Source organism: Streptomyces sp. A0958 (genome assembly GCF_004795035.1).
Classification (GTDB): domain Bacteria; phylum Actinomycetota; class Actinomycetes; order Streptomycetales; family Streptomycetaceae; genus Streptomyces.
In genome coordinates this window covers 25722-47591 of record NZ_SSBK01000031.1, presented here as the reverse complement: position 1 = coordinate 47591, position 21870 = coordinate 25722, and the positions used below count along the sequence as shown (strand labels likewise).

Below are 21870 nucleotides of genomic sequence, written 5' to 3'. Positions count from 1 at the left end.
CGGGGTCACCGCAACGCCCTGCTCAGTTCATCTTCCGTTCACTCAAGTTGCCTACGTTCCACGTGCCAATGACGTCGAACGATTGCCTGGGTAAATGGAACACATCACGCTGCTGCTCGCGATAGTGATCGCGACGGCTCTAGTGTTCGATTTCACGAACGGTTTCCACGACACCGCCAACGCGATGGCCACCACCATCTCGACCGGCGCACTCAAACCCAAGACGGCGGTCGCCATGTCCGCCGTTCTCAATCTGGTCGGCGCGTTCCTGTCGGTGGAGGTCGCCAAGACGATCTCCGGCGGGATCGTCAACGAGGACGGCCTCAGAACCGAGGTCATCTTCGCGGCGCTCGTCGGCGCAATCCTGTGGAATCTTCTGACCTGGCTGGTCGGGCTCCCGTCCAGCTCCTCCCACGCACTGTTCGGCGGCCTCATCGGCGCCGCGGTGATGTCCGCCGGCTGGTCGTCGGTGAACGGCGGCACCGTCGTCACCAAGGTGCTGCTGCCCGCCGTCGCCGCCCCGATCGTGGCCGGTCTGGCCGCGCTGCTGGCCACCCGGCTGACGTACCGGATCGGCGGAAAGATCCGGAACGACGCCCAGGAGAAGGCGACCGCCAAGGGCTACCGGGCCGGCCAGATCGCCTCGGCCGGGCTCGTCTCGCTCGCCCACGGCACCAACGACGCGCAGAAGACCATGGGCATCATCACGCTGGCCCTGGTCACCGGCGGCGTCCTCTCCCCCGGCTCCAACCCGCCGGTCTGGGTCATCGTCAGCGCCGGCATGGCCATCGCGCTCGGCACGTACCTGGGCGGCTGGCGCATCATCCGCACCATGGGCAGCGGCCTGACCGAGCTGAAGCCGCCGCAGGGCTTCGCCGCCCAGACCAGCGCGGCCACCGTCATCCTGGCCTCCTCCCACCTCGGCTTCTCCCTCTCCACCACCCAGTCCTGCTCCGGCGCCGTGATGGGCGCGGGCCTCGGCCGCAAGGGGGGCGTGGTCCGCTGGTCCACCGCCACCCGGATGTTCGTCGCCTGGGGCCTGACCCTGCCGGCCGCCGGTCTGGTCGGCGCGGGCGCGGAGTTCCTGACGAAGCAGGGCACCTGGGGCGTCGTGGTCGTCGCGGCCCTGCTGCTCGCCGGCTCCGCCGTGATCTGGGTGCTCTCGCGCCGCAAGCCCGTCGGCCAGGGCGACGTCGCGCCCGGCTCCGGGGACGAGGTTTCGGCCGAGCCCGCGGGTGTCGTCACCACCGCCATCGCCGCCGTCAGCCCGCCGCCCACCGCGGCCGCCCAGGCCCACGAACTCACCGCCACCATCCCGGCCCCGGCCGCACCCGTCGCCGCCGACCCGGCCCGACCCGCCACGGTCTGAGAGACCCCGGTACTCCGGTACTCCGGTAAGGACACTCCGTATGAACATCGACTGGGCAGCCCTGGGGACCGTCTTCGGCGTCTCCCTCGTCACCACCGTCGCTCTGGTGGGCCTCTTCACCCTCGGCATCGTCGGCCTCTCCAAGCAGCCGGAACCGGCCGCGCAGGGCGGCCGGGCGGGCGCCTCGCTCCGGCTGGCACGCGCCGGCGCCTACGTCTGCTTCGGGCTGTGCGCGGCGGCCGTCGCGTACGGCATCTATCTGATCGTCGCCTGACACCTCCTCCCCCTGACACCTCCTCCTGCTCGCATCGGGCTCCCCCTCGCATCGGGCCGGACGCACCTCGTGTGCGTCCGGCCCGATGTGCGTCTGCGCACACTGCGCCGCCGCAGGTCAACAGCAAGTTGACGGGCGTTCGCGGGGCGTGGTGGACTGCCGGAGCCATTACGGAGACAGCAGAGGAAGCCGGTGCGAATCCGGCGCGGTCCCGCCACTGTCACCGGGGAGCGGTCCCCCACACCGCACGTCACGGTCCGCGGAGACGGACTGGAAGACCGGGGGAACCGCCGATCCGGAAGCCAGGAGACTCTCGTCGCCGTCACGTCGAACCAGGGCGCGGACCCTGAGTGAGGACATATCGCCATGCCCGGCTGCCGTGCGACCGTTTCCCCACCGCCCCTGCGGGCGGCTGCCCGTACGAAGGTCCTCCGAGGCGTGACGGCCGGCTGAACCGTGCGTGCCGATCGCATCTACGCGTACGGCGCCACGGCCGGTCTGATCGGCGATCTGCTGCTCGGTGACCCCCGCAGGGGGCATCCGGTCGCCGCCTTCGGGCGGGCCGCGGCGGGCGTCGAACGCCGGCTCTGGCGCGACCACCGCGGCTGGGGCGCACTGCACACCGTGCTCTGCGCCGGAGGCGCCGCCGGGGGTGCCGCGCTGGCCGCCCGGGCGTTGCGCCGCCACCCCGCCGCGTCCGTCGCCCTGACCGCCGCCGCCACCTGGTCCGTCGTCGGCGGTACGTCGCTGGGGCGCGAGGCCCGGGCCATCGGCGGGGCGCTTGCCGCCGGGGACGTCGAGCTGGCCCGGGAGCGGCTGCCGCATCTGTGCGGCCGCGACCCGCAGTCCCTGGACGCCCCGCAGATCGCCCGCGCCGTCGTGGAGTCCGTCGCCGAGAACACCTCGGACGCCGTGGTCGGCGCCCTGGTGTGGGGCGCGGTGGCCGGCGTCCCCGGGCTCGTCGGCTTCCGGGCCGCCAACACGCTGGACGCGATGGTCGGTCACAGGTCGCCGCGCTACCGGCGTTACGGCTGGGCCTCGGCCCGCCTGGACGACCTCGCGGGCTGGCCGGGTGCCCGGCTGACGGCCCTGCTCGCCGTGGCCGCCGGGGGCCGGCCGCGGGAAGCGGTACACGCCTGGCGGGCGGACGCGGCCAAGCACCCGAGCCCCAACGCGGGCCCGGTGGAGGCCTCCTTCGCCGGTGCGCTGGGCGTACGGCTCGGCGGCACCCTCGCGTACGGCGGCCGCGTCGAACACCGGCCCGTGCTCAACGGCGAGCGGGGCCGCGCCGTGGAGACCGAGGACATCGAGCGGGCCGTGCGGCTGTCGCGCCGGGTGAGCGTGCTCGCCCTCGGCGTCAGCGTGGCGGCCCGCCTGGGCGCGGGGATCGCCGCACGCCGGATCGCGGCGGCCGGCCGCACCCCGAGCCCGACCCCGGCCCCGGCCCCGAGAGCGCACGGACCTCGTATCCCTGGACGGAGACCGATATGAGCGGTGGACTGCTGGTCGCCGGGACCACGTCGGACGCGGGCAAGAGCGTCGTCACCGCCGGCATCTGCCGCTGGCTGGTGCGCCGGGGCGTGAAGGTCGCCCCGTTCAAGGCGCAGAACATGTCGCTGAACTCCTTCGTCACCCGCGAGGGCGCCGAGATCGGCCGCGCCCAGGCCATGCAGGCCCAGGCCGCCCGGGTGGAACCGACCGCCCTGATGAACCCGGTGCTCCTCAAGCCCGGCGGCGACCGCTCCAGCCAGGTCGTTCTGATGGGGCGCCCGGTCGGCGAGATGAGCGCCCGCGGCTACCACGGCGGACGGCAGGAGAAGCTCCTGTCCACCGTCGTGGACTGCCTGGAGCAGCTTCGGGGCACGTATGACGCGGTGATCTGCGAGGGCGCGGGCAGCCCGGCCGAGATCAACCTGCGGCGCACGGACATCGTGAACATGGGCATCGCACGGGCGGCGCGCTTCCCGGTGGTGGTCGTCGGGGACATCGACCGCGGCGGGGTCTTCGCCTCGTTCTTCGGGACGACCGCGCTGCTCGCGCCCGAGGACCAGGAGCTGATCGCCGGTTACCTGGTCAACAAGTTCCGCGGCGACGTATCGCTGCTGGAGCCGGGCCTCGACATGCTGCGCGATCTGACGGGCCGCCCCACCTACGGGGTGCTGCCCTTCGCACACGGTCTCGGCATCGACGAGGAGGACGGGCTGCGGGTGTCGCTGCGCGGCGCCGTGCGCGAGTCGGCCGTCGCCCCGCCGCACGGCGAGGACGTGCTGCGCGTCGCCGTGTGCGCCGTGCCCCTGATGTCCAACTTCACCGATGTCGACGCGCTGGCCGCCGAACCGGGCGTCGTCGTGCGGTTCGTGGACCGGGCCGAGGAACTGGCCGACGCCGACCTCGTCATCGTGCCCGGCACCCGGGGCACCGTGAAGGCGCTCGGCTGGCTGCGCGAGCGGGGGCTCGCCGACGCGCTGCGGCGGCGCGCCGCCGAGGGCCGTCCGGTGCTCGGCATCTGCGGCGGCTACCAGATCCTCGGCGAGCACATCGAGGACGAGGTGGAGTCGCGCGCCGGGCAGGTCGACGCCCTCGGCCTGCTGCCCGTGCGCGTTCGGTTCGACCGCGAGAAGACCCTCGCCCGACCGGCCGGTGAGGCGCTCGGCGCGCCGGTCGAGGGGTACGAGATCCACCACGGCGTCGCCGATGTGCGCGGCGGCGAACCGTTCCTCACCGACGGGCGCGGCACGCCGCTGGACGGCTGCCGGTCCGGAGCCGTGTGGGGTACCCACTGGCACGGCTCGCTGGAGAGCGACGCGTTCCGCCGCCGGTTCCTGACCGAGATCGCACGGCTCACGGGCCGCCGCTTCGTGCCCGCCCCCGACACCTGCTTCGCCGCCCTGCGCGAGGAACAGCTCGACCGCCTCGGTGACCTGATCGAGGAACACGCGGACACCGACGCGCTGTGGCGGCTCATCGAGTCGGGCGCGCCGGCCGGACTTCCGTTCATCCCGCCGGGCGCGCCCGCGGCACCCGCAACCCCCGCCAAGGAGGGCCTATGAGTACGCCTTACCCGTTCACCGCCATCGTCGGGCAGGACGACCTGCGACTCGGTCTGCTGCTCAACGCGGTGAGCCCGGCAGTGGGCGGCGTCCTGGTCCGGGGCGAGAAGGGCACCGCCAAGAGCACGGCCGTGCGCGCGCTGGCCGCGCTGATGCCGGAGGTCTCCGTCGTCCCCGGCTGCCGGTTCTCCTGCGACCCCGCGTCGCCCGATCCGGCGTGCCCGGACGGTCCCCACGAGGACGCCTCGGGCGTGTCGCGGCCGGCGCGGACGGTGGAGCTGCCCATCGGCGCGTCCGAGGACCGGCTCGTCGGCGCGCTCGACATCGAACGGGTGCTCTCCGGGGGTGTGAAGGCCTTCGAGCCGGGACTACTGGCCGCCGCGAATCGCGGCATTCTGTACGTTGACGAAGTCAACTTGCTACAGGACCATCTGGTCGACGTCCTGCTCGACGCCTCAGCCATGGGCGCCTCGTACGTGGAGCGCGAGGGCGTCTCCGTACGGCATGCCGCGCGGTTCCTGCTCGTCGGGACGATGAACCCCGAAGAGGGGGAACTGCGGCCGCAGTTGCTCGACCGGTTCGGACTGACCGTCGAGGTCGCCGCGTCCCGGGAGGCCGACCAGCGGGTGGAGGTGGTGCGGCGGCGCCTCGCGTACGAGGACGACCCGGCAGGCTTCGCCGCCCGATGGGCCGACGAGGAAGCGCAGTTGCGGACCCGGATCATGGCGGCGCGGGCGCTGCTGCCCGAAGTCCGGCTCGATGACAAGGCGTTGCGGCAGATCGCGGCGACCTGCGCGGCCTTCGAGGTCGACGGGATGCGCGCCGACATCGTGATGGCGCGGACCGCCACCGCGCTGGCCGCGTGGGCGGGCCGCACCGACGTGCTCGCCGAGGACGTCCGGCAGGCCGCCCTGCTCGCGCTCCCCCACCGGCGCCGGCGCAATCCGTTCGACGCGCCGGGGCTCGACGAGGACAAGCTCGACGACATGCTGGAGGAGAACGGCGGCGGGGACGACGATCCGGAGCCGGACGGGCCCGGTGGTGGCGGTGGGGGCGGTGGGGGTGGCCTGCCGCCGCAGGGGGACGGCCCCGACACGCCGCCTCAGCCCGAGAGCGGGGCCGACGACACGCCCGGGCAGCCGGATTCCGAGCCGTCCGGACCCGCCCCATCGGTACCCGGCCAGGGCGGCGAACAGCAGCCCGTACGGGCCGGTGAGCCGTTCCGTACGAAGATGCTGAGCGTGCCCGGTCTCGGCGAGGGCGCGGCGGGGCGGCGGTCCCGGGCGCGCACCGAGCACGGGCGGACGACCGGTGCGCGGCGGCCCCAGGGCGCGCTGACCAAGCTGCATCTGGCCGCGACCGTGCAGGCCGCAGCCCCGCACCAGCGGGCCAGGGGCCGGTCCGGGCCGGGGCTCGTGGTGCGGCGGGACGATCTGCGGCAGGCGACGCGGGAGGGGCGCGAGGGCAATCTCGTGCTGTTCGTCGTGGACGCGTCCGGGTCGATGGCCGCCCGGCAGCGGATGGGCGCCGTGAAGGGTGCGGTGCTGTCCCTGCTGATGGACGCCTACCAGCGGCGCGACAAGGTCGGGCTGATCACCTTCCGGGGGCGGGACGCCGAGCTGGCGCTGCCGCCCACCTCGTCGGTGGACGCGGCGGCCGCCCGGCTGGAGTCGCTGCCGACCGGCGGGCGGACCCCGGTGGCCGCCGGGCTGCTGAAGGCCCATGACGTGCTGAGGGTGGAACGGCTGCGCGATCCGTCCCGGCGGGCGCTGCTGGTCGTGGTGACGGACGGGCGGGCGACCGGCGGGCCCGACCCGGTGGCGCTGGCCGCGCGGGCCGCCCGGCTGCACGCGGCCGACGGCACGGCGTCCGTCGTCGTGGACTGCGAGTCGGGGCCGGTGCGGCTCGGGCTCGCGGCGAGCCTCGCGGGCGAGCTGGGCGGCACCGCCGTCACGCTCGACGAGTTGCGCGCCGAATCGATCGCCGGACTCGTCAAGGACGTCCGGGGCACCGACAGGAGGGCCGCGTAATGCCGCAGGGACAGCCGGAGAGCGTGCCGGACGACGGACTCACCACCCGCCAGCGGCGCAACCGCCCGCTGCTGATGGTGCACACCGGCATCGGCAAGGGGAAGTCGACGGCGGCGTTCGGGCTCGCGCTGCGCGCCTGGAATCAGGGGTGGCCCATCGGGGTCTTCCAGTTCGTGAAGTCGGCGAAGTGGAAGGTCGGCGAGGAGAACGCCCTGAAGGTGCTCGGCGCCGGCGGCGAGGGCGGGTCCGTCGCCTGGCACAAGATGGGCGAGGGCTGGTCCTGGGTCCAGCGCGACGACCAACTGGACAACGAGGCCAAGGCCCGCGAGGGCTGGGAGCAGGTCAAGCGCGACCTGGCCGCCGAGACGTACCGGCTGTACGTGCTGGACGAGTTCGCCTACCCGCTGCACTGGGGCTGGGTGGACACCGACGAGGTCATCCAGGTGCTGCGCGACCGGCCCGGTACGCAGCACGTGGTGATCACCGGCCGCAACGCCCCCGCCGCGCTGCTCGACGCCGCGGACCTGGTGACGGACATGTCGAAGGTCAAGCACCCGATGGACGCCGGGCAGAAGGGCCAGAGGGGCATCGAGTGGTGAATGTGCCACGCCTGGTCATCGCCGCGCCCTCCTCGGGCAGCGGCAAGACCACCGTCGCGACGGGCCTGATGGCCGCGTTCGCCGCGCGCGGGCTCGCCGTGTCCGGGCACAAGGTGGGCCCCGACTACATCGACCCCGGCTTCCACACGCTGGCGACCGGGCGGTCGGGCCGCAACCTCGACGCGTACATGTGCGGGCCCGATCTGATCGCGCCGCTGTTCGCACACGGGGCGCAGGGGTGCGGCCTTGCGATCGTCGAGGGCGTGATGGGGCTGTACGACGGGGCGTCGGGCCTCGGTGAGCTGGCCTCCACCGCGCACGTGGCGAAGCTGCTGCGGGCGCCGGTGGTGCTGGTCGTGGACGCGTCCTCGCAGTCCCGGTCGGTGGCGGCGCTGGTGCATGGCTTCGCCTCGTGGGACACGGGGGTGCGCATTGGCGGGGTGATCCTGAACAAGGTGGGCTCCGACCGGCACGAGGCGCTGCTGCGGGAGGCGCTGGAGGAGTCCGGGGTTCCGGTGCTGGGGGCGCTGCGGCGGGCCGAGGGGGTGTCGGTGCCGTCGCGGCACCTGGGTCTGGTGCCGGTGGCGGAGCGGCGTGCCGATGCGGTGGCCGCTGTCGCGGCCATGGCGGGGCAGGTGGCGGCGGGGTGCGATCTGGAGGGGTTGTTGGCGTTGGCGCGGTCCGCGGGGCCCTTGCCGGGCGGGGTTTGGGGGGCCGGGGATGCGGTGGGGGGCGCCTTCGGCGGGGGTGTTCCCCTACCCGCCCCTTCCCGTAACCGGGGCTCCGCCCCGGACCCCGCTCCTCAAACGCCGGAGTGGCTGGGAGCGGCGGCTCCGGAGGGACTGGGAGGGGCACAGGGGCTGCAAGCAGCGGCTCCGGAGGGGCTGGAAGGCAGGGTTGAGGCGCCTGTTGTCGCTGTTGCCGGTGGGGCCGCGTTCACGTTTTCGTATGCGGAGAACACCGAACTGCTCGCCGCCGCCGGGGCCGAGGTCGTGGCGTTCGATCCGTTGCGGGACGAGCGGCTGCCCGAGGGGACTCGGGGGCTCGTGATCGGGGGCGGGTTCCCGGAGGTGTACGCGCCGGAGTTGTCGGCCAACGAACCGTTGCGCAAGGCCGTGGCGGAGCTGGCGGAGTCGGGGGCGCCGGTCGCCGCCGAGTGCGCGGGGCTGCTGTATCTGGCGCGGTCGCTGGACGGGCTGCCGATGTGCGGGGTGCTCGACGCCGAGGCGCGGATGTCGAAGCGGCTGACGCTCGGCTACCGGGACGCCGTGGCGCTCGTGGACAACGTGCTGGCGCCGGCCGGGGCGCGGATGCGGGGGCACGAGTTCCACCGCTCGGTGCTGGAGCCGGGCGCGGGCGACGAACCGGCCTGGGGCATGCACCGGCCCGAACGGCGCGTGGAGGGGTTCGTCCGGCGGGGGGTGCACGCGAGCTACCTGCACACCCACTGGGCCTCGGCCCCCGGTGCGGCCCTGCGGTTCGTCGGGCGGTGCCGGGGGTGAACGCGTCACTGCGCGAGGCCCACCACCAGCCAGATGAAGCCCACCCCGGCCACCGTGCACAGCAGGGTGGAGCGGGCCGGGTGGTCGTGGTGCGCCTCGGGCAGGATCTCGGCGGCGGCGAGGTAGAGCAGGGCGCCGCCGAAGAAACCGAGATAGCAGCCGAGCAGTTCCGCCGGAAGGGTGAACAGGAGCGTCGTCGCCGCCCCGACGACGGGCGCCGCCGCGTCCGCGTACAGCATCGTCAGGGCCCTGCGGCGGGCGTTCCCGTACAGGCTGGTGATCGTGTACGTGTTGAAGCCGTCGGCGAAGTCGTGCGTGATCACGGCGAGGGCGACGGCCGCTCCCATGCCTCCGCCGACCTGGAAGGCCGCGCCGAGCGCCACCCCGTCCATCAGGCTGTGGCCGACCATCGCGGCCGCCGCCGTCAGCCCGACCTGCGGGACGCGCTGCTCCGCCGCGCCGTGCGCCGCCTGGCGTACCGCGAGCAGCCGCTCCACGAGGTGGGCGACGAGGAAGCCGGCCACGAACAGCAGCAGGGCCGCCGGTACGCCGAAGACGAGGCCGCCCGCCGCCTCCACCGCCTCCGGCAGCAGGTCCAGGCCGACCACGCCGAGCATCAGCCCGCCGGCGAGACCGAGGACCAGGTGGCGGCGGTCGCTGACGCGCTGGGCGACCCAGCCGCCGGCCAGGGTCATCAGGAACGCGCCGAGCGCGACGAACACCGCCATGCGCTCTTGCTAGCCGATGCACCCCGGTCCGCGCATCTCAGCCGCCCGCCCGGGCCCGGCCGCCTGGTCGTCGGCGTCGGCGCGTCCCGGGGCGTGTCCGAGGGCGAGGTGACCGGGCTGATCCGGGAGGCCCTGGGCGCGGCGGGTCTCTCGTCGCGCGAGGTCGCGGAGTTGGTGACCGTCGACGCGAAGGCCGGCGAGCCGGGGCTCGTGGCCGCCGCCGCCCGGCTCGGTGTGCCGCTGCGCACGTACCCGGCCGAGGTGCTGGCCCGTATCGAGGTGCCGCACCCCTCCGGGGCGCCGCTCTCCACCGTCGGTACGGCTTCGGTGGCCGAGGCGGCGGCGCTCGCCGGCGGCGGTCAACTCCTCGCCCCCAAACGCAAGTCCCGACCGGCCGCCGGGCGCCCGTCCATGGCCACCTGCGCCGTCGTGCGCCGGCCCGTCCGGACCGTTGCGTGAAACCCGGTGCGGGGCGCATAGTCATCCTGCCGGACTTGACCCCGACGACGGCCATCACCCCCACACCCACCCCCCCATGGCGGTCATGCACACTCCCACTGAGAGTCCCGATGCGACAGGCGCGGGCGCGCACGATCTGCGTCATCACGGCGACGCGGAAGTACGGGGACGAGACCGGGATCTGACCGATCTCGCCGTCAACGTACGGGCCGGTACCCCACCAGCCTGGCTGAAGGAGCGGATAGCCGCGTCGCTGGGCACGCTCGCCGCGTATCCGGACGGACGCCAAGCGCGCGAGGCGGTCGCCGCGCGGCACGGACTGCCGCCGGAGCGGGTCCTGTTGACGGCCGGCGCGGCGGAGGCGTTCGTGCTGATCGCGCGGGCCCTGCCGGCCCGGCGGCCGTACGTGGTCCATCCGCAGTTCACCGAGCCGGAGGCGGCGCTGCGCGCGGCCGGGCACGACGTGGGGCGGGTGCTGCTGCGCGCCGAGGACGGCTTCCGGCTGGACCCGGCCGACGTGCCCGCCGACGCGGACCTGGTGGTGGTCGGCAACCCGACCAACCCGACCTCCGTGTTGCATCCCGCCGCCGTGCTGGAGCGGCTGGCACGTCCCGGGCGGACCCTGGTGGTCGACGAGGCGTTCATGGACGCGGTCCCGGGCGAGCGCGAGGCGCTGTGCGGGCGTACGGACGTCCCGGGGCTCGTCGTCCTGCGCAGCCTCACCAAGACATGGGGGCTGGCGGGGCTGCGGATCGGGTACGTGGCGGCCGCCCCGGAGACCATCCGCACGCTGGAGGAGGCGCAGCCGCTGTGGCCGGTCTCGTCCCCGGCGCTGGCGGCGGCGGAGGCGTGTATGGAGCCCCGGGCGCTGGCGGAGGCTGCCGCGGCGGCGGACCGGACCGCGGTGGACCGGGCCCATCTCGTCGCCGGTCTGCGGGAGTTCTCCGAGGTCCGGGTGGTGGAGCCGGCCCAGGGACCGTTCGTGCTGGTCCGCCTCGAAGGGGCCGGGGAGATACGGGAACGACTGCGGGTGCTGGGCTTCGCGGCCCGGCGCGGCGATACGTTTCCCGGGCTCGGCGCCGGGTGGCTGCGGCTGGCCGTGCGCGACCGTACGACGACCAACCGCTTCCTCCAGGCGCTCGACCTGGCCCTCCAGGCACTGACGGCGGTCGGGCGGTAGTCGCCTGGGCCTGGGCCTGCACCTGCCTCCTGCTGGTGCTGGTGCCGGTGCTGGTGCTGCTGCTCCTGCTTCAGGTGGTGAGCGGTGCTCTGGGGATGGAGCGCCGGCTCGTTTGGTGGGCCGCGCTCCGCACGTGGAGCGCGAGCCCGCGCGGTGAGCGGCGCTCCGTAGGTCGAGCACCGATCGTTGTCGTGAGCAGTGCTCCGCATATGGAGCGGAGCCCGTTATGGTGAGCAACGCTCCCTACGTGGAGCACTGCGCGTTGCGGTGAGCGGCGCGCTCTGAGTAACGGATCGCCGAATCGCCGCGCTTGGCCGTGAGCGGTGCCCCACACACAGAACGCCGCACTCGGCTGTGAGCATCGCTCTGTAATCAGAACGCCGCACTCGATGGTGAGCACTGCTCCGCATCCGGAGCAGCGCTCACCACCTCGTCGCCCCGCTCACCGTCCCCCGCTCACCGCCCCCGCTCCCCCTCCGGTGCGTCAGCCCCGCGCTCGGCGCCTTGTCACGACCATCGCGCCGGCGCCGGCCGCCAGCAGCAGGGCCGCGCCGCCCGCGATGTACGGGGTGCTGGAGCTGCTGCCCGTCTCGGCAAGGTCCGCGCCGGTGGCCGCGGGCGCCTGGTCCGTGCCGGTCTGGGTCTTCACGTCGCTGCCGCCGTCGCCCCCGGTGTCACCGGCCGTGCCCCCGCCCCCCGTGGAGCCGCCGTCACCGGAGCCGCCATCGGTCGAACCGCCCCCGGTGGAACCGCCGTTGCCGTTGCCCCCGTTGTCACCGCCCCCGCTGTGGTCGCCGTCCGACTTCGGGGTCTCGCAGGTCGCCTCGGCGAGCGTGACCTCGCCCTTGACGTCCGCGACGTTCAGGTCGAGCGGGTTGACGGAGACCTTCAGCTGGAGCGCCACCGCCGCGGCCGTGCGCGAGGTGGTCTCCGTCTTCGACAGGTCGAGGGTCACCTCGCCCACGCCCGGCACCGCGACCCGCGTGGTGCCGCCCGTGGTGAGCGTGACGCGCTTGCCGAGCACCGTCACATGCCCGAGCACGTTGGACTCGGCGACCGGCTTGCGGCCCACCTCGCACACCGCCTTGGAGGTGACCTTCTCCACCTCGATCAGCGACAGCACGTCGAGACCGGGCAGATTGACCCGCGCCTTCACCAGGTTGCTGTAGCCCTCGGCGCGGTGCTTGTCGACGGTCGCCTTCGCGGTGGCCACGTCGGCCCGCAGGACGTCGAACGGCTTTCCGTGGTCGACGCCGTCGAGCCGCACGCTGAGCGCGGTCCGCTCGGCGCTCCGCGGCGCCTGGACCTCGTTGAGCGTGGTCTTCAGCGGCACGACGACCGTCTTGTTCAGGAGCGAGACGTCGAGCGCGGTGCGGAGCACGACCGCGCTCGCCTTCCCGTCGTCGCCGGCCGTGGCGGTCGTCGCGGTGGCGGCGTGGGCCGGGACAGTGGCCAGGAGGGCGACGGGAGCCGCGGCGACCGCCAGGGCGGCGAGGCGGAAGGTGTTGCTGTTCAAGGTGGTGGAACCCCCACAAGAGACATGGAGCCACCGGCGCCGTCCAATGGGGGACATCGCGGGCACCGGTGGCCTCGACTCCGTGAATCTTTACGCACAGAGGGTGAACTGGTGGATACCTGAGGTGAGTTCACTCCAAAGGGGGGTTTCCGCGTCTGTATTCGATTATTCCGGCACGTGCGTTCCTCGCGTTCACCCGTTTCACTGAGCTTCACGCCGTTTCAGGGCGCACGTGACCGGCGTACGGGGACCCCCTCCCGCATACGCGAAAGAGGTTCAACGAGCGGGCCGGCCCGGGGTCACTGCTGGTCAACCCCGTGCGTCAGCCGATCACGCGCCCGTTCAGGACGACCCGGCGCGGCCCCGCCAGCACGCGGACGTCGGCCCGCGGGTCCTCGTCGTACACCACGAGGTCGGCCGGCGCCCCCTCCTCCAGGCCCGGCCTGCCGAGCCACTCGCGGGCGCTCCAGGTCGTCGCGGACAGCGCCTGAAGGGGCGGGATGCCCGCCTTGACGAGTTCCGCGACCTCGTCGGCCACCAGACCGTGCGCCAGCACCCCGCCCGCATCGGTGCCGACGAAGACGGGCACCCCGGCGTCGTAGGCGGCGCGCACGGTGTCGTAGCGGCGTTCGTGCAGTCGGCGCATATGGGCGGACCAGCGCGGGAACTTGGCCTCGCCGCCCAGCGCGAGGGAGGGGAAGGTGGCGATGTTGACCAGGGTGGGGACGATCGCCACGCCGCGCTCCGCGAAGAGCGGGATGGTCTCCTCGGTCAGCCCAGTGGCGTGCTCCACGCAGTCGATCCCGGCCTCCACGAGATCGCGCAGCGAGTCCTCGGCGAAGCAGTGCGCGGTGACCCGGGCGCCCAGCCGGTGCGCCTCGGCGATGGCCGCCCGGGCCGCCTCGCGCGGCCAGCAGGCGGTCAGGTCGCCCACCTCGCGGTCGATCCAGTCGCCGACGAGCTTCACCCAACCGTCACCGCGGCGCGCCTCCTGGGCGACGTAGCCGACGAGTTCGTCCGGCTCGATCTCGTAGGCGTAGTTGCGGGTGTAGCGCCGGGGCCTGGCGATGTGGCGGCCGGCCCTGATGATCTTCGGCAGGTCCTCGCGGTCGTCGATCCACCGCGTGTCGGCGGGCGAGCCGGCGTCCCGCAGGAGCAGCGCCCCGGCCTCCCGGTCGTCCAGCGCCTGCTGTTCGGTGGTCGCCGCGTCGACGGCGCCGTGGAGGTCGAGGCCGACGTGGCAGTGGGCGTCGACCAGGCCGGGCAGGGCCCAGCCGGTGACGACGAGGGCGTCGTCCGCGCCGGGCGGCCGCTCGAAGGTGACACGGCCGCCGACCGCCCAGAGCTCGTCCCTGACCTCCTCGGGCCCGATGAGCACCCGCCCCTTCACATGCAGCACCCGCGGCGCCTCGTGATCACTCATGCACAGCACTGTACGAGGGGCCCGGCCGGCTGCCACGCCCCGCACCGGGCCGGTCCTGCGGAAGGGCCGGGGCCGGGGCCGGGCGGCAGACGCTGGGTACTCTCGGAGCAGACCCGGCCCGCAGGCCGGGCGCCACCGATCCGAACCCGAAGAGAGCACCGCCGTGACGCACCCCTTCCTCGACCTCGCCCCGCTGACGGCCGCGCATTTCGCGGCGATCGAGCGGCGGGTGGCCGGTCTGCTGGCCACCGAGCAGGACGTCGTCGTCATGCAGGGCGAGGCGCTGCTCCCCCTCGAAGGCTGCATCAGGGGCGGGGCCCGGCCCGGTTCGACGGCGCTGAACGTGGTGACCGGCCCCTACGGGCAGACGTTCGGCAACTGGCTGCGCGACTGCGGGGCCGAGGTGGTCGACCTGGAGGTGCCGTTCCACACGGCCGTCACCGCCGGTCAGGTCGCCGACGCGCTGGCCGCCCGCCCGGAGATCGACTTCGTCTCGCTGGTCCACGCCGAGGCGGCGACCGGCAACACCAACCCGGTCGCGGAGATCGGCGAGGTCGTGCGGGCGCACGGGGCGCTGTTCATGCTGGACGCCGTCGCGTCGGTGGGCGCCGAGCCGCTGCTGCCGGACGCCTGGGGCGTGGACCTGTGCGTGATCGGCTCGCAGAAGGCGATGGGCGGTCCGGCCGGGGTGTCGGCGGTGTCGGTGAGCGCGCGGGCCTGGCAGCGGATCGCCGCCAACCCGCAGGCCCCGCGCCGCTCCTACCTGTCGCTCCTCGACTGGAAGGAGCGCTGGATCGACGGAGGGCGCAAGGCGCTGCCGCACGCCCCGGCCCAGCTGGAGATGCTGGCCCTGGAGGCGTGCGTGGAGCGGATCGAGGCGGAGGGCCCGGACGCGGTGATGGCCCGTCACGCGGCGGCCGCGGCGGCCACCCGGGCCGGTGCGGTGGCGCTGGGCGGCGGTCTGACCCCGTACGTGCACGAGGCACGGGACGCCGCGCCGGTGGCGACCACGCTGCGCACCCCTGACGGCGTCGACGCCTCGGAGCTGGTCGCGCGGGCGCTCGCGGGCGAGCCCTCGCTGCCGCTGATCGCGGGCGGAGGGGCGCTGTCCAAGGAGATGATCCGGGTCAATCACTACGGGGTGGATGCGACGCGGGGCGCGGTGCTGTCCTCGCTCGCGGCTCTGGGGTCGGCGCTGGCCGAGGCGGGCCGGCAGGTCGATCTGGAAGCTGCCCGGAAGGCCGTTTCGGAAACCTGGCCCAGCGCGTAAATCGGGACGTCATCCATAAATGCGGGGAGCTGCCTTATTCAGAGCAGCTCCCCGCATTCTTCTGCCCGCTTTCCCCGGAGCTAAACACCCCAGTTCCAATGAGACTCGTGAGACGCATTTCGCTTGTGTGTGGAGAGAGTTATGAGCTTGTGACCGACTCCACACAGTCGGCGATTTGACCGATAAATGGGGGCCAAAACGGGAGAAAACGCCACCGGTTCGCGCTGGTGCGCGCACCCGCCTGATAACACAGAGCTTCGCGCCGCCCAACCCCTCGCGTCGATGCAATTTCGAAATTTGCTAGGTAAATTCAATTGCCATGACCGCCGCACCAGCAGATTTTGCAAGTGCCCGAAGCGAATTCCTCACCATCGACACCCCGCGAGTGGAGGACGGAGCCGCGATCTGGCGCATCGCCCGCGACTCCGAGGTCCTGGACCTCAACTCCTCGTACAGCTACCTGCTGTGGTGCCGTGACTTCGCGGCGACCTCCGTGGTCGCTCGCGACGAGACCGGCGACCCCGTCGCCTTCGTGACGGGGTACATCAGGCCCGACCGCCCCGAGACGCTCGTCGTCTGGCAGGTGGCCGTCGACCACGGCCACCGAGGGACCGGCCTGGCGGCGAAGCTGCTGGACTCCCTGACCGCGCGCGTCGCCGCCGAGCAGGGCCTCGCCTCCGTCGAGACGACCGTCACCCCGGACAACACCGCATCGGACCGCCTGTTCACCTCCTACGCGCAGCGCCACGGCGTGGCCCTGGAGCGCGAGGTGCTCTTCGACGGCGGCCTGTTCCCCGAAGGCACCCACCTGCCGGAAGTGCTCTACCGCATCGGCCCGTTCCACGCCTGAGCAGGCACTTCCCCCGCCGGGCCGCCGGCCCGCCGCAGCCAACCTTCACCGCCGCCCGTCACACCACCTCACGCAGGAGACCCGCTGTGACCATCACCCCGCCCGCCCTGAGTGTCTTCGAGACCCTGGAGTCCGAGGTACGGAGCTACTGCCGCGGCTGGCCCGCCGTGTTCGACCGCGCCCAGGGCGCCCGGCTGACCGACGAGGACGGCCACTCGTACCTGGACTTCTTCGCCGGCGCGGGCTCGCTCAACTACGGCCACAACAACCCGGTGCTCAAGCGCGCGCTGATCGACTACATCGAACGCGACGGCATCACGCACGGCCTCGACATGGCGACCACCGCCAAACGGGCCTTCCTGGACACCTTCCAGAACGTCGTCCTGCGCCCCCGCGACCTGCCGTACAAGGTGATGTTCCCCGGCCCGACGGGCACCAACGCCGTCGAGTCGGCGCTGAAGCTGGCCCGTAAGGTCAAGGGCCGCGAGTCCGTCGTCTCGTTCACCAACGCCTTCCACGGCATGTCGCTCGGCTCGCTGGCCGTGACCGGCAACGCCTTCAAGCGGGCCGGCGCCGGCATCCCGCTGGTGCACGGCACGCCGATGCCGTTCGACAACTACTTCGACGGCCAGGTCCCCGACTTCCTCTGGTTCGAACGGCTCCTGGAGGACCAGGGCTCCGGGCTCAACAAGCCGGCCGCCGTGATCGTGGAGACGGTCCAGGGCGAGGGCGGCATCAACGTGGCCCGCCCCGAGTGGCTGCGCGCGCTCCAGGACCTGTGCCGGCGCCAGGACATGCTGCTGATCGTCGACGACATCCAGATGGGCTGCGGCCGCACCGGCGGCTTCTTCTCCTTTGAGGAGGCCGGCATCACGCCGGACATCGTGACGCTCTCGAAGTCCATCAGCGGCTACGGACTGCCCATGGCCCTGTGCCTGTTCAAGCCGGAGCTGGACATCTGGGAGCCGGGCGAGCACAACGGCACCTTCCGCGGCAACAACCCGGCGTTCGTCACCGCCGCCGCCGCGCTCGACGCCTACTGGGCGGACGGCCAGATGGAGAAGCAGACGCTGGCCCGGGGCCAGCAGGTCGAGCAGACGATGCTGGCCATCTGCGGCGAGCACGACACCGCGCGCTTCCGCGGCCGCGGCCTGGTCTGGGGCCTGGAGTTCGACGACCCGACCCGCGCGTCGGCCGTCTGCGCCCGCGCGTTCCAGCTGGGGCTGCTGCTGGAGACCTCGGGCCCGCAGAGCGAGGTCGTGAAGCTGCTGCCGCCGCTCACCATCACCCCGGAGGAACTGGACGAGGGCCTGCGCACGCTGGCCCGCGCCGTCCGCGAGACCGCCTGATCCCGGGGGCCGCCGCGGCGGCCCCCGTACACAACACCGTCGTAGAGAGAAAGGCACACAGCCACCGTGATCGTCCGATCGTTCGCCGACATCGAGAACACCGACCGGCATGTGAAGGCCGCGTCCGGCACCTGGGAGAGCAAGCGCATCGTGCTCGCCCAGGAGAAGGTCGGCTTCTCGCTCCACGAGACCACGATGTACGCCGGCACCGAGACCTCGATGTGGTACGCGAACCACATCGAGGCGGTCCTGTGCGTGGAGGGCGAGGCCGAGCTCACCAATGACGAGACCGGCGAGAAGCACTGGATCACGCCGGGCACGATGTATCTGCTCAACGGCCACGAGCACCACACGATGCGTCCCAAGACGGACTTCCGCTGCGTCTGCGTCTTCAACCCGCCGGTCACCGGACGGGAGGAGCACGACGAGAACGGTGTCTATCCACTGCTGACCGAGGAGGGCTGAACCCATGACCACCGACGTACGCACCGACCTGTACCCCTCGCGCGGCGCCGCCGAGATGACCACTCCCCGCCAGGACCCGGTCATCTGGTCCGCGCCGGGCGCGCCGGGTCCGATCACCGCGAAGGAACTGCAGGGCTACGAGCACGACGGCTTCCTCACCGTCGAGCAGCTGATCGCCCCGGACGAGGTGGCCGGCTACCACGCCGAGCTGGAACGGCTGATCGCCGATCCGGCCGTACGCGCCGACGAGCGCTCGATCATCGAGCCCAAGTCGCAGTCCGTACGGTCGGTCTTCGAGGTCCACCGGATCAGCGAGGTCTTCGCCCGGCTGGTCAGCGACGAGCGGGTGGTGGGCCGGGCCCGCCAGATCCTCGGCTCGGACGTCTACGTCCACCAGTCGCGGATCAACGTCAAGCCCGGTTTCGGTGCCTCGGGGTTCTACTGGCACTCCGACTTCGAGACCTGGCACGCCGAGGACGGTCTGCCGAACATGCGGACGGTGTCCGTGTCGATCGCGCTGACCGAGAACCACGACACCAACGGCGGGCTGATGATCATGCCCGGCTCGCACAAGTCGTTCCTCGGCTGCGCGGGCGAGACGCCGAAGGACAACTACAAGAAGTCGCTCCAGATGCAGGACGCCGGCACCCCGTCCGACGAGGCGCTGACGAAGATGGCCGACCGGCACGGCATCAGGCTCTTCACGGGCAAGCCCGGTTCGGCCACCTGGTTCGACTGCAACGCGATGCACGGCTCGGGCGACAACATCACCCCGTACCCGCGCAGCAACGTGTTCATCGTGTTCAACAGTGTGGAGAACACGGCCCAGGAGCCCTTCGCGGCTCCGGTCCGCCGCCCGGAGTTCATCGGGGCGCGCGACTTCACGCCGGTGAAGTAGGTTTCCCGAACGGCCTGTTGGGGCGGTACGCGGCTGCGCGCACCGCCCCTTCGGCATGATCACCGCACACCGGTAACCCCCTGGCCGCCCCCGGACACCCCGTCAGAGTCATGGAACTCCGGACGTGTGTGGGGGAACCATGGCGCGACGGACCGGTCAGGGCGAGCGCCTTCGGCGAGTGTCCGAACGGCGACGGAGCACGGACGGCCCGCAGGCCGAGCGGAATTCGGCCCGTGCGGTCATCACGGCGTCGGTGCTGGCCGGGGTGTCCGCCGTGATCGTCGGCCTCATCACCGGCCTGGGCAGCACGCTCCAGGACGCCGTCACGGACGCGCTGAGCGGTGACGGTAAACCGGCCGCCGCCGCGCCGCAGGACGGGACCTCAGCGGCCCCTGCCTCGCCGCGCCCGGAACCGGCGGTGCCGGTCAAGGTGGCGGTCATACCGGAGGGGGGCGGCACTTTCCTCGTCTCCGAGCACCGTGTGACGGGCGCCGCGGACACGTAGGCGGTGACCCATGGAGCCGCGAGTCCGGAGGAATGGAACAGCCTGCTGCGGAGGATCAGGGCGACGTCGATCACCAAGACCGCGTACAAAATCGCCGTCACCAATACTGGGGCCCGGACGAGGAGGGGCGGGGACGACGGCTGTACAGCCGGGAGGAACGGAAGTGACCGGTCCCGTGCCGACCACTCGCGGGGCCCGGCACCGGATTCAACTCGCTGGACGGCGGCACGGTTCAGCGGCGACAGTGGGCGAATGACCTCTCACATACATCACGTCACCGTCGACTCCCTGGACGCCTACGAGCTCGGATCGTTCTGGGCGCAGGTGCTGGGCGGAGCGCTTGCCGACGACGACTTTCCCGGTGATCCCGAGGCGCTGCTCGAAACGCCCGGCGCGGCTCTCCTGTTCGTCACCGTGCCCGAACCGAAGGCCGCCAAGAACCGCGTCCACCTGGACGTCCAGCCCCAGGACCGCACCCGGGACGAGGAGGTCGAGCGGCTGCTGGCCCTCGGCGCCACCCTGGTCGCCGACCACCGCAAGCCGAACGGCCGCGGCTGGGCGACCCTGGCCGACCCGGAGGGCAACGAGTTCTGCGTGGAGTGCGGCGCGGCCGAACGGGCGGCGCTCACCGGTAGACGGCTGCCGGTCACCGCCGACGACGTGACCGAGGCGGTCCGGCTGACGGTCGACACCCTCGCCGCCGCCGCGGACGCCGACTGGCGCGTCCCGGCCGGCACGCTGCGCTGGGACTGCTGGGAGACCGTGGAGCACCTGAGCGACGACCTGTTCGCGTACGCCGTCCAACTCGGCCCGCGCACGCCCTCGCTGGAGACCGAGGTGCCCTACCGCTGGGCCCCGCAGCGCGACGGGGGCCCGTGGAACGCGGTCTTCGCGGACCCGGAGGCCGGCACGGCGGGACTGCTCCAGACCCTGGAGGCGAGCGGCGCGCTGCTGTCCGCGATGGTCCGCACGGCCGCCCCTGACGTCCGCTCGTACCACGGGTACGGGGTCTCCGACCCGGAGGGCTTCGCCGCCATGGGCGTCGTGGAGACCCTGGTGCACACCCACGACATCGCCGAGGGCCTGGGCCTGACCTGGGCGCCGGCCGCCGACCTGTGCGACCGGGCGCTGGCCCGCCTCTTCCCCGACGCCCCGGAGGACGAGGACCGGTGGACCGTACTCCTCTGGTCCACCGGCCGCGCCGACCTGCCGGGCCACGAGCGCGTGACGTCGTGGAAGTGGCACAGCGCGCCGCCGGCGGACGCTCAGGGCTGAGGCCGCCCGGCGAGGAGGTCCAGGGCGCGGTCGACGTCGGCCTCGGTGTTGTACAGGTGGAAGGACGCCCGTAGATTGCCGGCCCGTCCGGCGACCATCACCCCGGCCCGCTGAAGCTCCGGGGCCCGGTCGCCCAGCCCGGGCACCGCGACGACGGCGGTGTCCGCCGGGACCGGGGTGCGGCCCAGCTCCGCGAGCCCCGCGCGGAAGCGGGCGGCGAGTCCGGTGGCGTGGGTGTGCAGCGCCTCGACGCCGATCTCGTGGAGCAGCGCGAGGGACTGCTCGGCCCCGTGGTACGAGAGGAAGGCGGGCGGCTCGTCGTAGCGGCGGGCGTCGGAGGCGAGCTCGGTGACCGGCCCGTAGGTGCTGCCCCACGGGTCCTCGGCCGCGACCCATCCAGCGAAGACGGGCGCCAGGCCCTCCTGCGCCTCCTCGGTGACGGTGAGGAACGACGTGCCCCTGGGGCAGAGCAGGTACTTGAAGCCCGCGGTGACCGTGTAGTCGTACGCCCCGGCGTCCAGCGGCAGCCAGCCGGCCGACTGGGTGGCGTCCAGCAGGGTCCGGGCACCGTGGGCGGCGGCCGCGGCCCGGACCGCGTCCAGGTCCGCACGCCGGCCGTCGGCGGACTGCACCGATGAGAAGGCGACCAGCGCGGTCCCGGGGCCCACGGCGTCAGCCAGCTCCCCCAGCGGCGCGTACCGCACGGTGAGGTCGCCCCGTACCGCGAACGGGCTGACGACCGAGCTGAACTCACCCTCGGGCGCGAGGACTTCGGCCCCCGGCGGCAGCGAGGACGCGATCAGCCCGACGTGGCCGGCGACCGAGCTGCCGACGGCGACCCGGCCGGCCGCGACCCCGGCGATCCGGGCGAACCCGTCCCGGGCCCGGTCCACCGCCCCGAAGTCCCCCGACCCGGCCCTGCTGCCACGGGCGTTCTCCTCGACGAGGGCCTTCACGGCGTCCACGGTGCGGCGGGGCAGCAGACCGCAGGTGGAGGTGTTGAGGTAGGTGGTCTCCGGCGCGAACTCGTCGGCCACGACACGGCTGAGCGAAGACGTCATCATGCGCCCAGCCTGGTGCCTCCCCGACCTCGGGTCAATTGACAAAATCTCACGGGAAAACCCCAGC

The 21870-nt window shown here is 72.9% G+C and carries 19 protein-coding genes, 1 pseudogene and 1 riboswitch; of the genes and pseudogenes, 16 read left to right on the top strand and 4 right to left on the bottom strand.

Annotated features, from left to right (window positions below; genetic code table 11):
* The first annotated feature begins 94 nt into the window (after nt 1–94).
* The 7 genes from E6P78_RS25350 to E6P78_RS25320 all read left to right on the top strand — a co-directional run bounded on the left by E6P78_RS25350 (nt 95) and on the right by E6P78_RS25320 (nt 8824).
* The gene (locus tag E6P78_RS25350; protein ID WP_136205954.1) at nt 95–1369 is read left to right on the top strand and encodes an inorganic phosphate transporter; all 1275 of its coding nucleotides are present in this window, start codon (nt 95–97) and stop codon (nt 1367–1369) included.
* Nucleotides 1370–1409: 40 nt separating this feature from the next.
* Nucleotides 1410–1643 (top strand): hypothetical protein, encoded by a 234-nt coding sequence (locus tag E6P78_RS25345; RefSeq protein ID WP_136205953.1) that lies wholly within the window; start codon nt 1410–1412, stop codon nt 1641–1643.
* Between the two features lie 181 nt (nt 1644–1824).
* Nucleotides 1825–1956, top strand: a riboswitch (cobalamin riboswitch).
* 143 nt (nt 1957–2099) lie between these two features.
* A complete protein-coding gene (locus E6P78_RS25340; RefSeq protein WP_136205952.1) occupies nt 2100–3134 on the top strand; it encodes a cobalamin biosynthesis protein in 1035 nt (344 codons plus the stop codon).
* Nucleotides 3131–4693, top strand: a complete 1563-nt coding sequence (locus tag E6P78_RS25335; protein ID WP_136205951.1) for a cobyric acid synthase — start codon at nt 3131–3133, stop codon at nt 4691–4693. The genes E6P78_RS25340 and E6P78_RS25335 overlap by 4 nt, the downstream gene beginning before the upstream one ends.
* The gene (locus E6P78_RS25330) at nt 4690–6723 is read left to right on the top strand and encodes a putative cobaltochelatase (protein WP_136205950.1); all 2034 of its coding nucleotides are present in this window, start codon (nt 4690–4692) and stop codon (nt 6721–6723) included. Before E6P78_RS25335 ends, E6P78_RS25330 begins: the two co-directional genes overlap by 4 nt.
* Nucleotides 6723–7322, top strand: coding sequence for a cob(I)yrinic acid a,c-diamide adenosyltransferase (gene cobO / locus E6P78_RS25325; RefSeq protein ID WP_136205949.1), 600 nt, complete (start codon nt 6723–6725; stop codon nt 7320–7322). The genes E6P78_RS25330 and cobO overlap by 1 nt, the downstream gene beginning before the upstream one ends.
* Complete coding sequence (locus tag E6P78_RS25320) at nt 7316–8824, top strand: cobyrinate a,c-diamide synthase (protein WP_136205948.1); 1509 nt, start codon at nt 7316–7318, stop codon at nt 8822–8824. The genes cobO and E6P78_RS25320 overlap by 7 nt, the downstream gene beginning before the upstream one ends.
* 5 nt (nt 8825–8829) lie before the next feature.
* Here the strand turns inward: E6P78_RS25320 and E6P78_RS25315 are convergent, their stop codons facing one another.
* On the bottom strand, nt 8830–9552 hold the full coding sequence (locus E6P78_RS25315) for a ZIP family metal transporter (protein ID WP_136205947.1): 723 nt from the start codon (nt 9550–9552) through the stop codon (nt 8830–8832).
* A gap of 63 nt (nt 9553–9615) precedes the next feature.
* Here E6P78_RS25315 and E6P78_RS25310 point away from each other — a divergent pair.
* Together E6P78_RS25310 and cobC are read left to right on the top strand one after the other, a co-directional pair.
* Nucleotides 9616–9993, top strand: a pseudogene (locus E6P78_RS25310) (cobalamin biosynthesis protein); the annotation flags it as partial.
* Between the two features lie 103 nt (nt 9994–10096).
* The gene (gene cobC / locus E6P78_RS25305; RefSeq protein WP_136205945.1) at nt 10097–11191 is read left to right on the top strand and encodes an Rv2231c family pyridoxal phosphate-dependent protein CobC; all 1095 of its coding nucleotides are present in this window, start codon (nt 10097–10099) and stop codon (nt 11189–11191) included.
* A gap of 484 nt (nt 11192–11675) precedes the next feature.
* Here the strand turns inward: cobC and E6P78_RS25300 are convergent, their stop codons facing one another.
* Nucleotides 11676–12707 (bottom strand): SCO1860 family LAETG-anchored protein, encoded by a 1032-nt coding sequence (locus E6P78_RS25300; RefSeq protein WP_136205944.1) that lies wholly within the window; start codon nt 12705–12707, stop codon nt 11676–11678.
* A gap of 322 nt (nt 12708–13029) precedes the next feature.
* Entirely contained in the window at nt 13030–14130 is a 1101-nt protein-coding gene (locus tag E6P78_RS25295) for an amidohydrolase family protein (RefSeq protein ID WP_136205943.1), read from the bottom strand.
* 163 nt (nt 14131–14293) lie between these two features.
* Between E6P78_RS25295 and E6P78_RS25290 the strand changes: the two genes are divergently transcribed.
* From E6P78_RS25290 to E6P78_RS25260, 7 genes are all read left to right on the top strand, one after another.
* Entirely contained in the window at nt 14294–15400 is a 1107-nt protein-coding gene (locus E6P78_RS25290) for an aminotransferase class V-fold PLP-dependent enzyme (protein WP_136205942.1), read from the top strand.
* A 319-nt stretch (nt 15401–15719) separates the two neighbouring features.
* A complete protein-coding gene (gene ectA, locus E6P78_RS25285; RefSeq protein WP_276607231.1) occupies nt 15720–16250 on the top strand; it encodes a diaminobutyrate acetyltransferase in 531 nt (176 codons plus the stop codon).
* A gap of 86 nt (nt 16251–16336) precedes the next feature.
* On the top strand, nt 16337–17599 hold the full coding sequence (ectB, locus tag E6P78_RS25280) for a diaminobutyrate--2-oxoglutarate transaminase (protein ID WP_136205941.1): 1263 nt from the start codon (nt 16337–16339) through the stop codon (nt 17597–17599).
* A 66-nt stretch (nt 17600–17665) separates the two neighbouring features.
* Nucleotides 17666–18064, top strand: a complete 399-nt coding sequence (locus E6P78_RS25275) for an ectoine synthase (RefSeq protein WP_018553312.1) — start codon at nt 17666–17668, stop codon at nt 18062–18064.
* A gap of 4 nt (nt 18065–18068) precedes the next feature.
* Complete coding sequence (gene thpD / locus E6P78_RS25270; RefSeq protein ID WP_136205940.1) at nt 18069–18962, top strand: ectoine hydroxylase; 894 nt, start codon at nt 18069–18071, stop codon at nt 18960–18962.
* Between the two features lie 178 nt (nt 18963–19140).
* A complete protein-coding gene (locus E6P78_RS25265) occupies nt 19141–19467 on the top strand; it encodes a hypothetical protein (protein ID WP_136205939.1) in 327 nt (108 codons plus the stop codon).
* Between the two features lie 252 nt (nt 19468–19719).
* Complete coding sequence (locus E6P78_RS25260; protein ID WP_136205938.1) at nt 19720–20742, top strand: VOC family protein; 1023 nt, start codon at nt 19720–19722, stop codon at nt 20740–20742.
* Here the strand turns inward: E6P78_RS25260 and E6P78_RS25255 are convergent.
* A complete protein-coding gene (locus E6P78_RS25255) occupies nt 20733–21806 on the bottom strand; it encodes an aminotransferase class V-fold PLP-dependent enzyme (protein WP_136205937.1) in 1074 nt (357 codons plus the stop codon). The two genes, E6P78_RS25260 and E6P78_RS25255, sit on opposite strands and share 10 nt — an antisense overlap.
* Nucleotides 21807–21870 lie beyond the last annotated feature (64 nt).

Coding starts and splice junctions, on each gene's coding strand:
- E6P78_RS25350 (WP_136205954.1), top strand. CDS start 95: ATGGAACACATCACGCTGCTGCTCGCGATAGTGATCGCGACGGCTCTA.
- E6P78_RS25345 (WP_136205953.1), top strand. CDS start 1,410: ATGAACATCGACTGGGCAGCCCTGGGGACCGTCTTCGGCGTCTCCCTC.
- E6P78_RS25335 (WP_136205951.1), top strand. CDS start 3,131: ATGAGCGGTGGACTGCTGGTCGCCGGGACCACGTCGGACGCGGGCAAG.
- E6P78_RS25330 (WP_136205950.1), top strand. CDS start 4,690: ATGAGTACGCCTTACCCGTTCACCGCCATCGTCGGGCAGGACGACCTG.
- cobO (WP_136205949.1), top strand. CDS start 6,723: ATGCCGCAGGGACAGCCGGAGAGCGTGCCGGACGACGGACTCACCACC.
- E6P78_RS25315 (WP_136205947.1), bottom strand. CDS start 9,552: ATGGCGGTGTTCGTCGCGCTCGGCGCGTTCCTGATGACCCTGGCCGGC.
- cobC (WP_136205945.1), top strand. CDS start 10,097: ATGCACACTCCCACTGAGAGTCCCGATGCGACAGGCGCGGGCGCGCAC.
- E6P78_RS25295 (WP_136205943.1), bottom strand. CDS start 14,130: ATGAGTGATCACGAGGCGCCGCGGGTGCTGCATGTGAAGGGGCGGGTG.
- ectA (WP_276607231.1), top strand. CDS start 15,720: ATGACCGCCGCACCAGCAGATTTTGCAAGTGCCCGAAGCGAATTCCTC.
- thpD (WP_136205940.1), top strand. CDS start 18,069: ATGACCACCGACGTACGCACCGACCTGTACCCCTCGCGCGGCGCCGCC.
- E6P78_RS25260 (WP_136205938.1), top strand. CDS start 19,720: ATGACCTCTCACATACATCACGTCACCGTCGACTCCCTGGACGCCTAC.
- E6P78_RS25255 (WP_136205937.1), bottom strand. CDS start 21,806: ATGATGACGTCTTCGCTCAGCCGTGTCGTGGCCGACGAGTTCGCGCCG.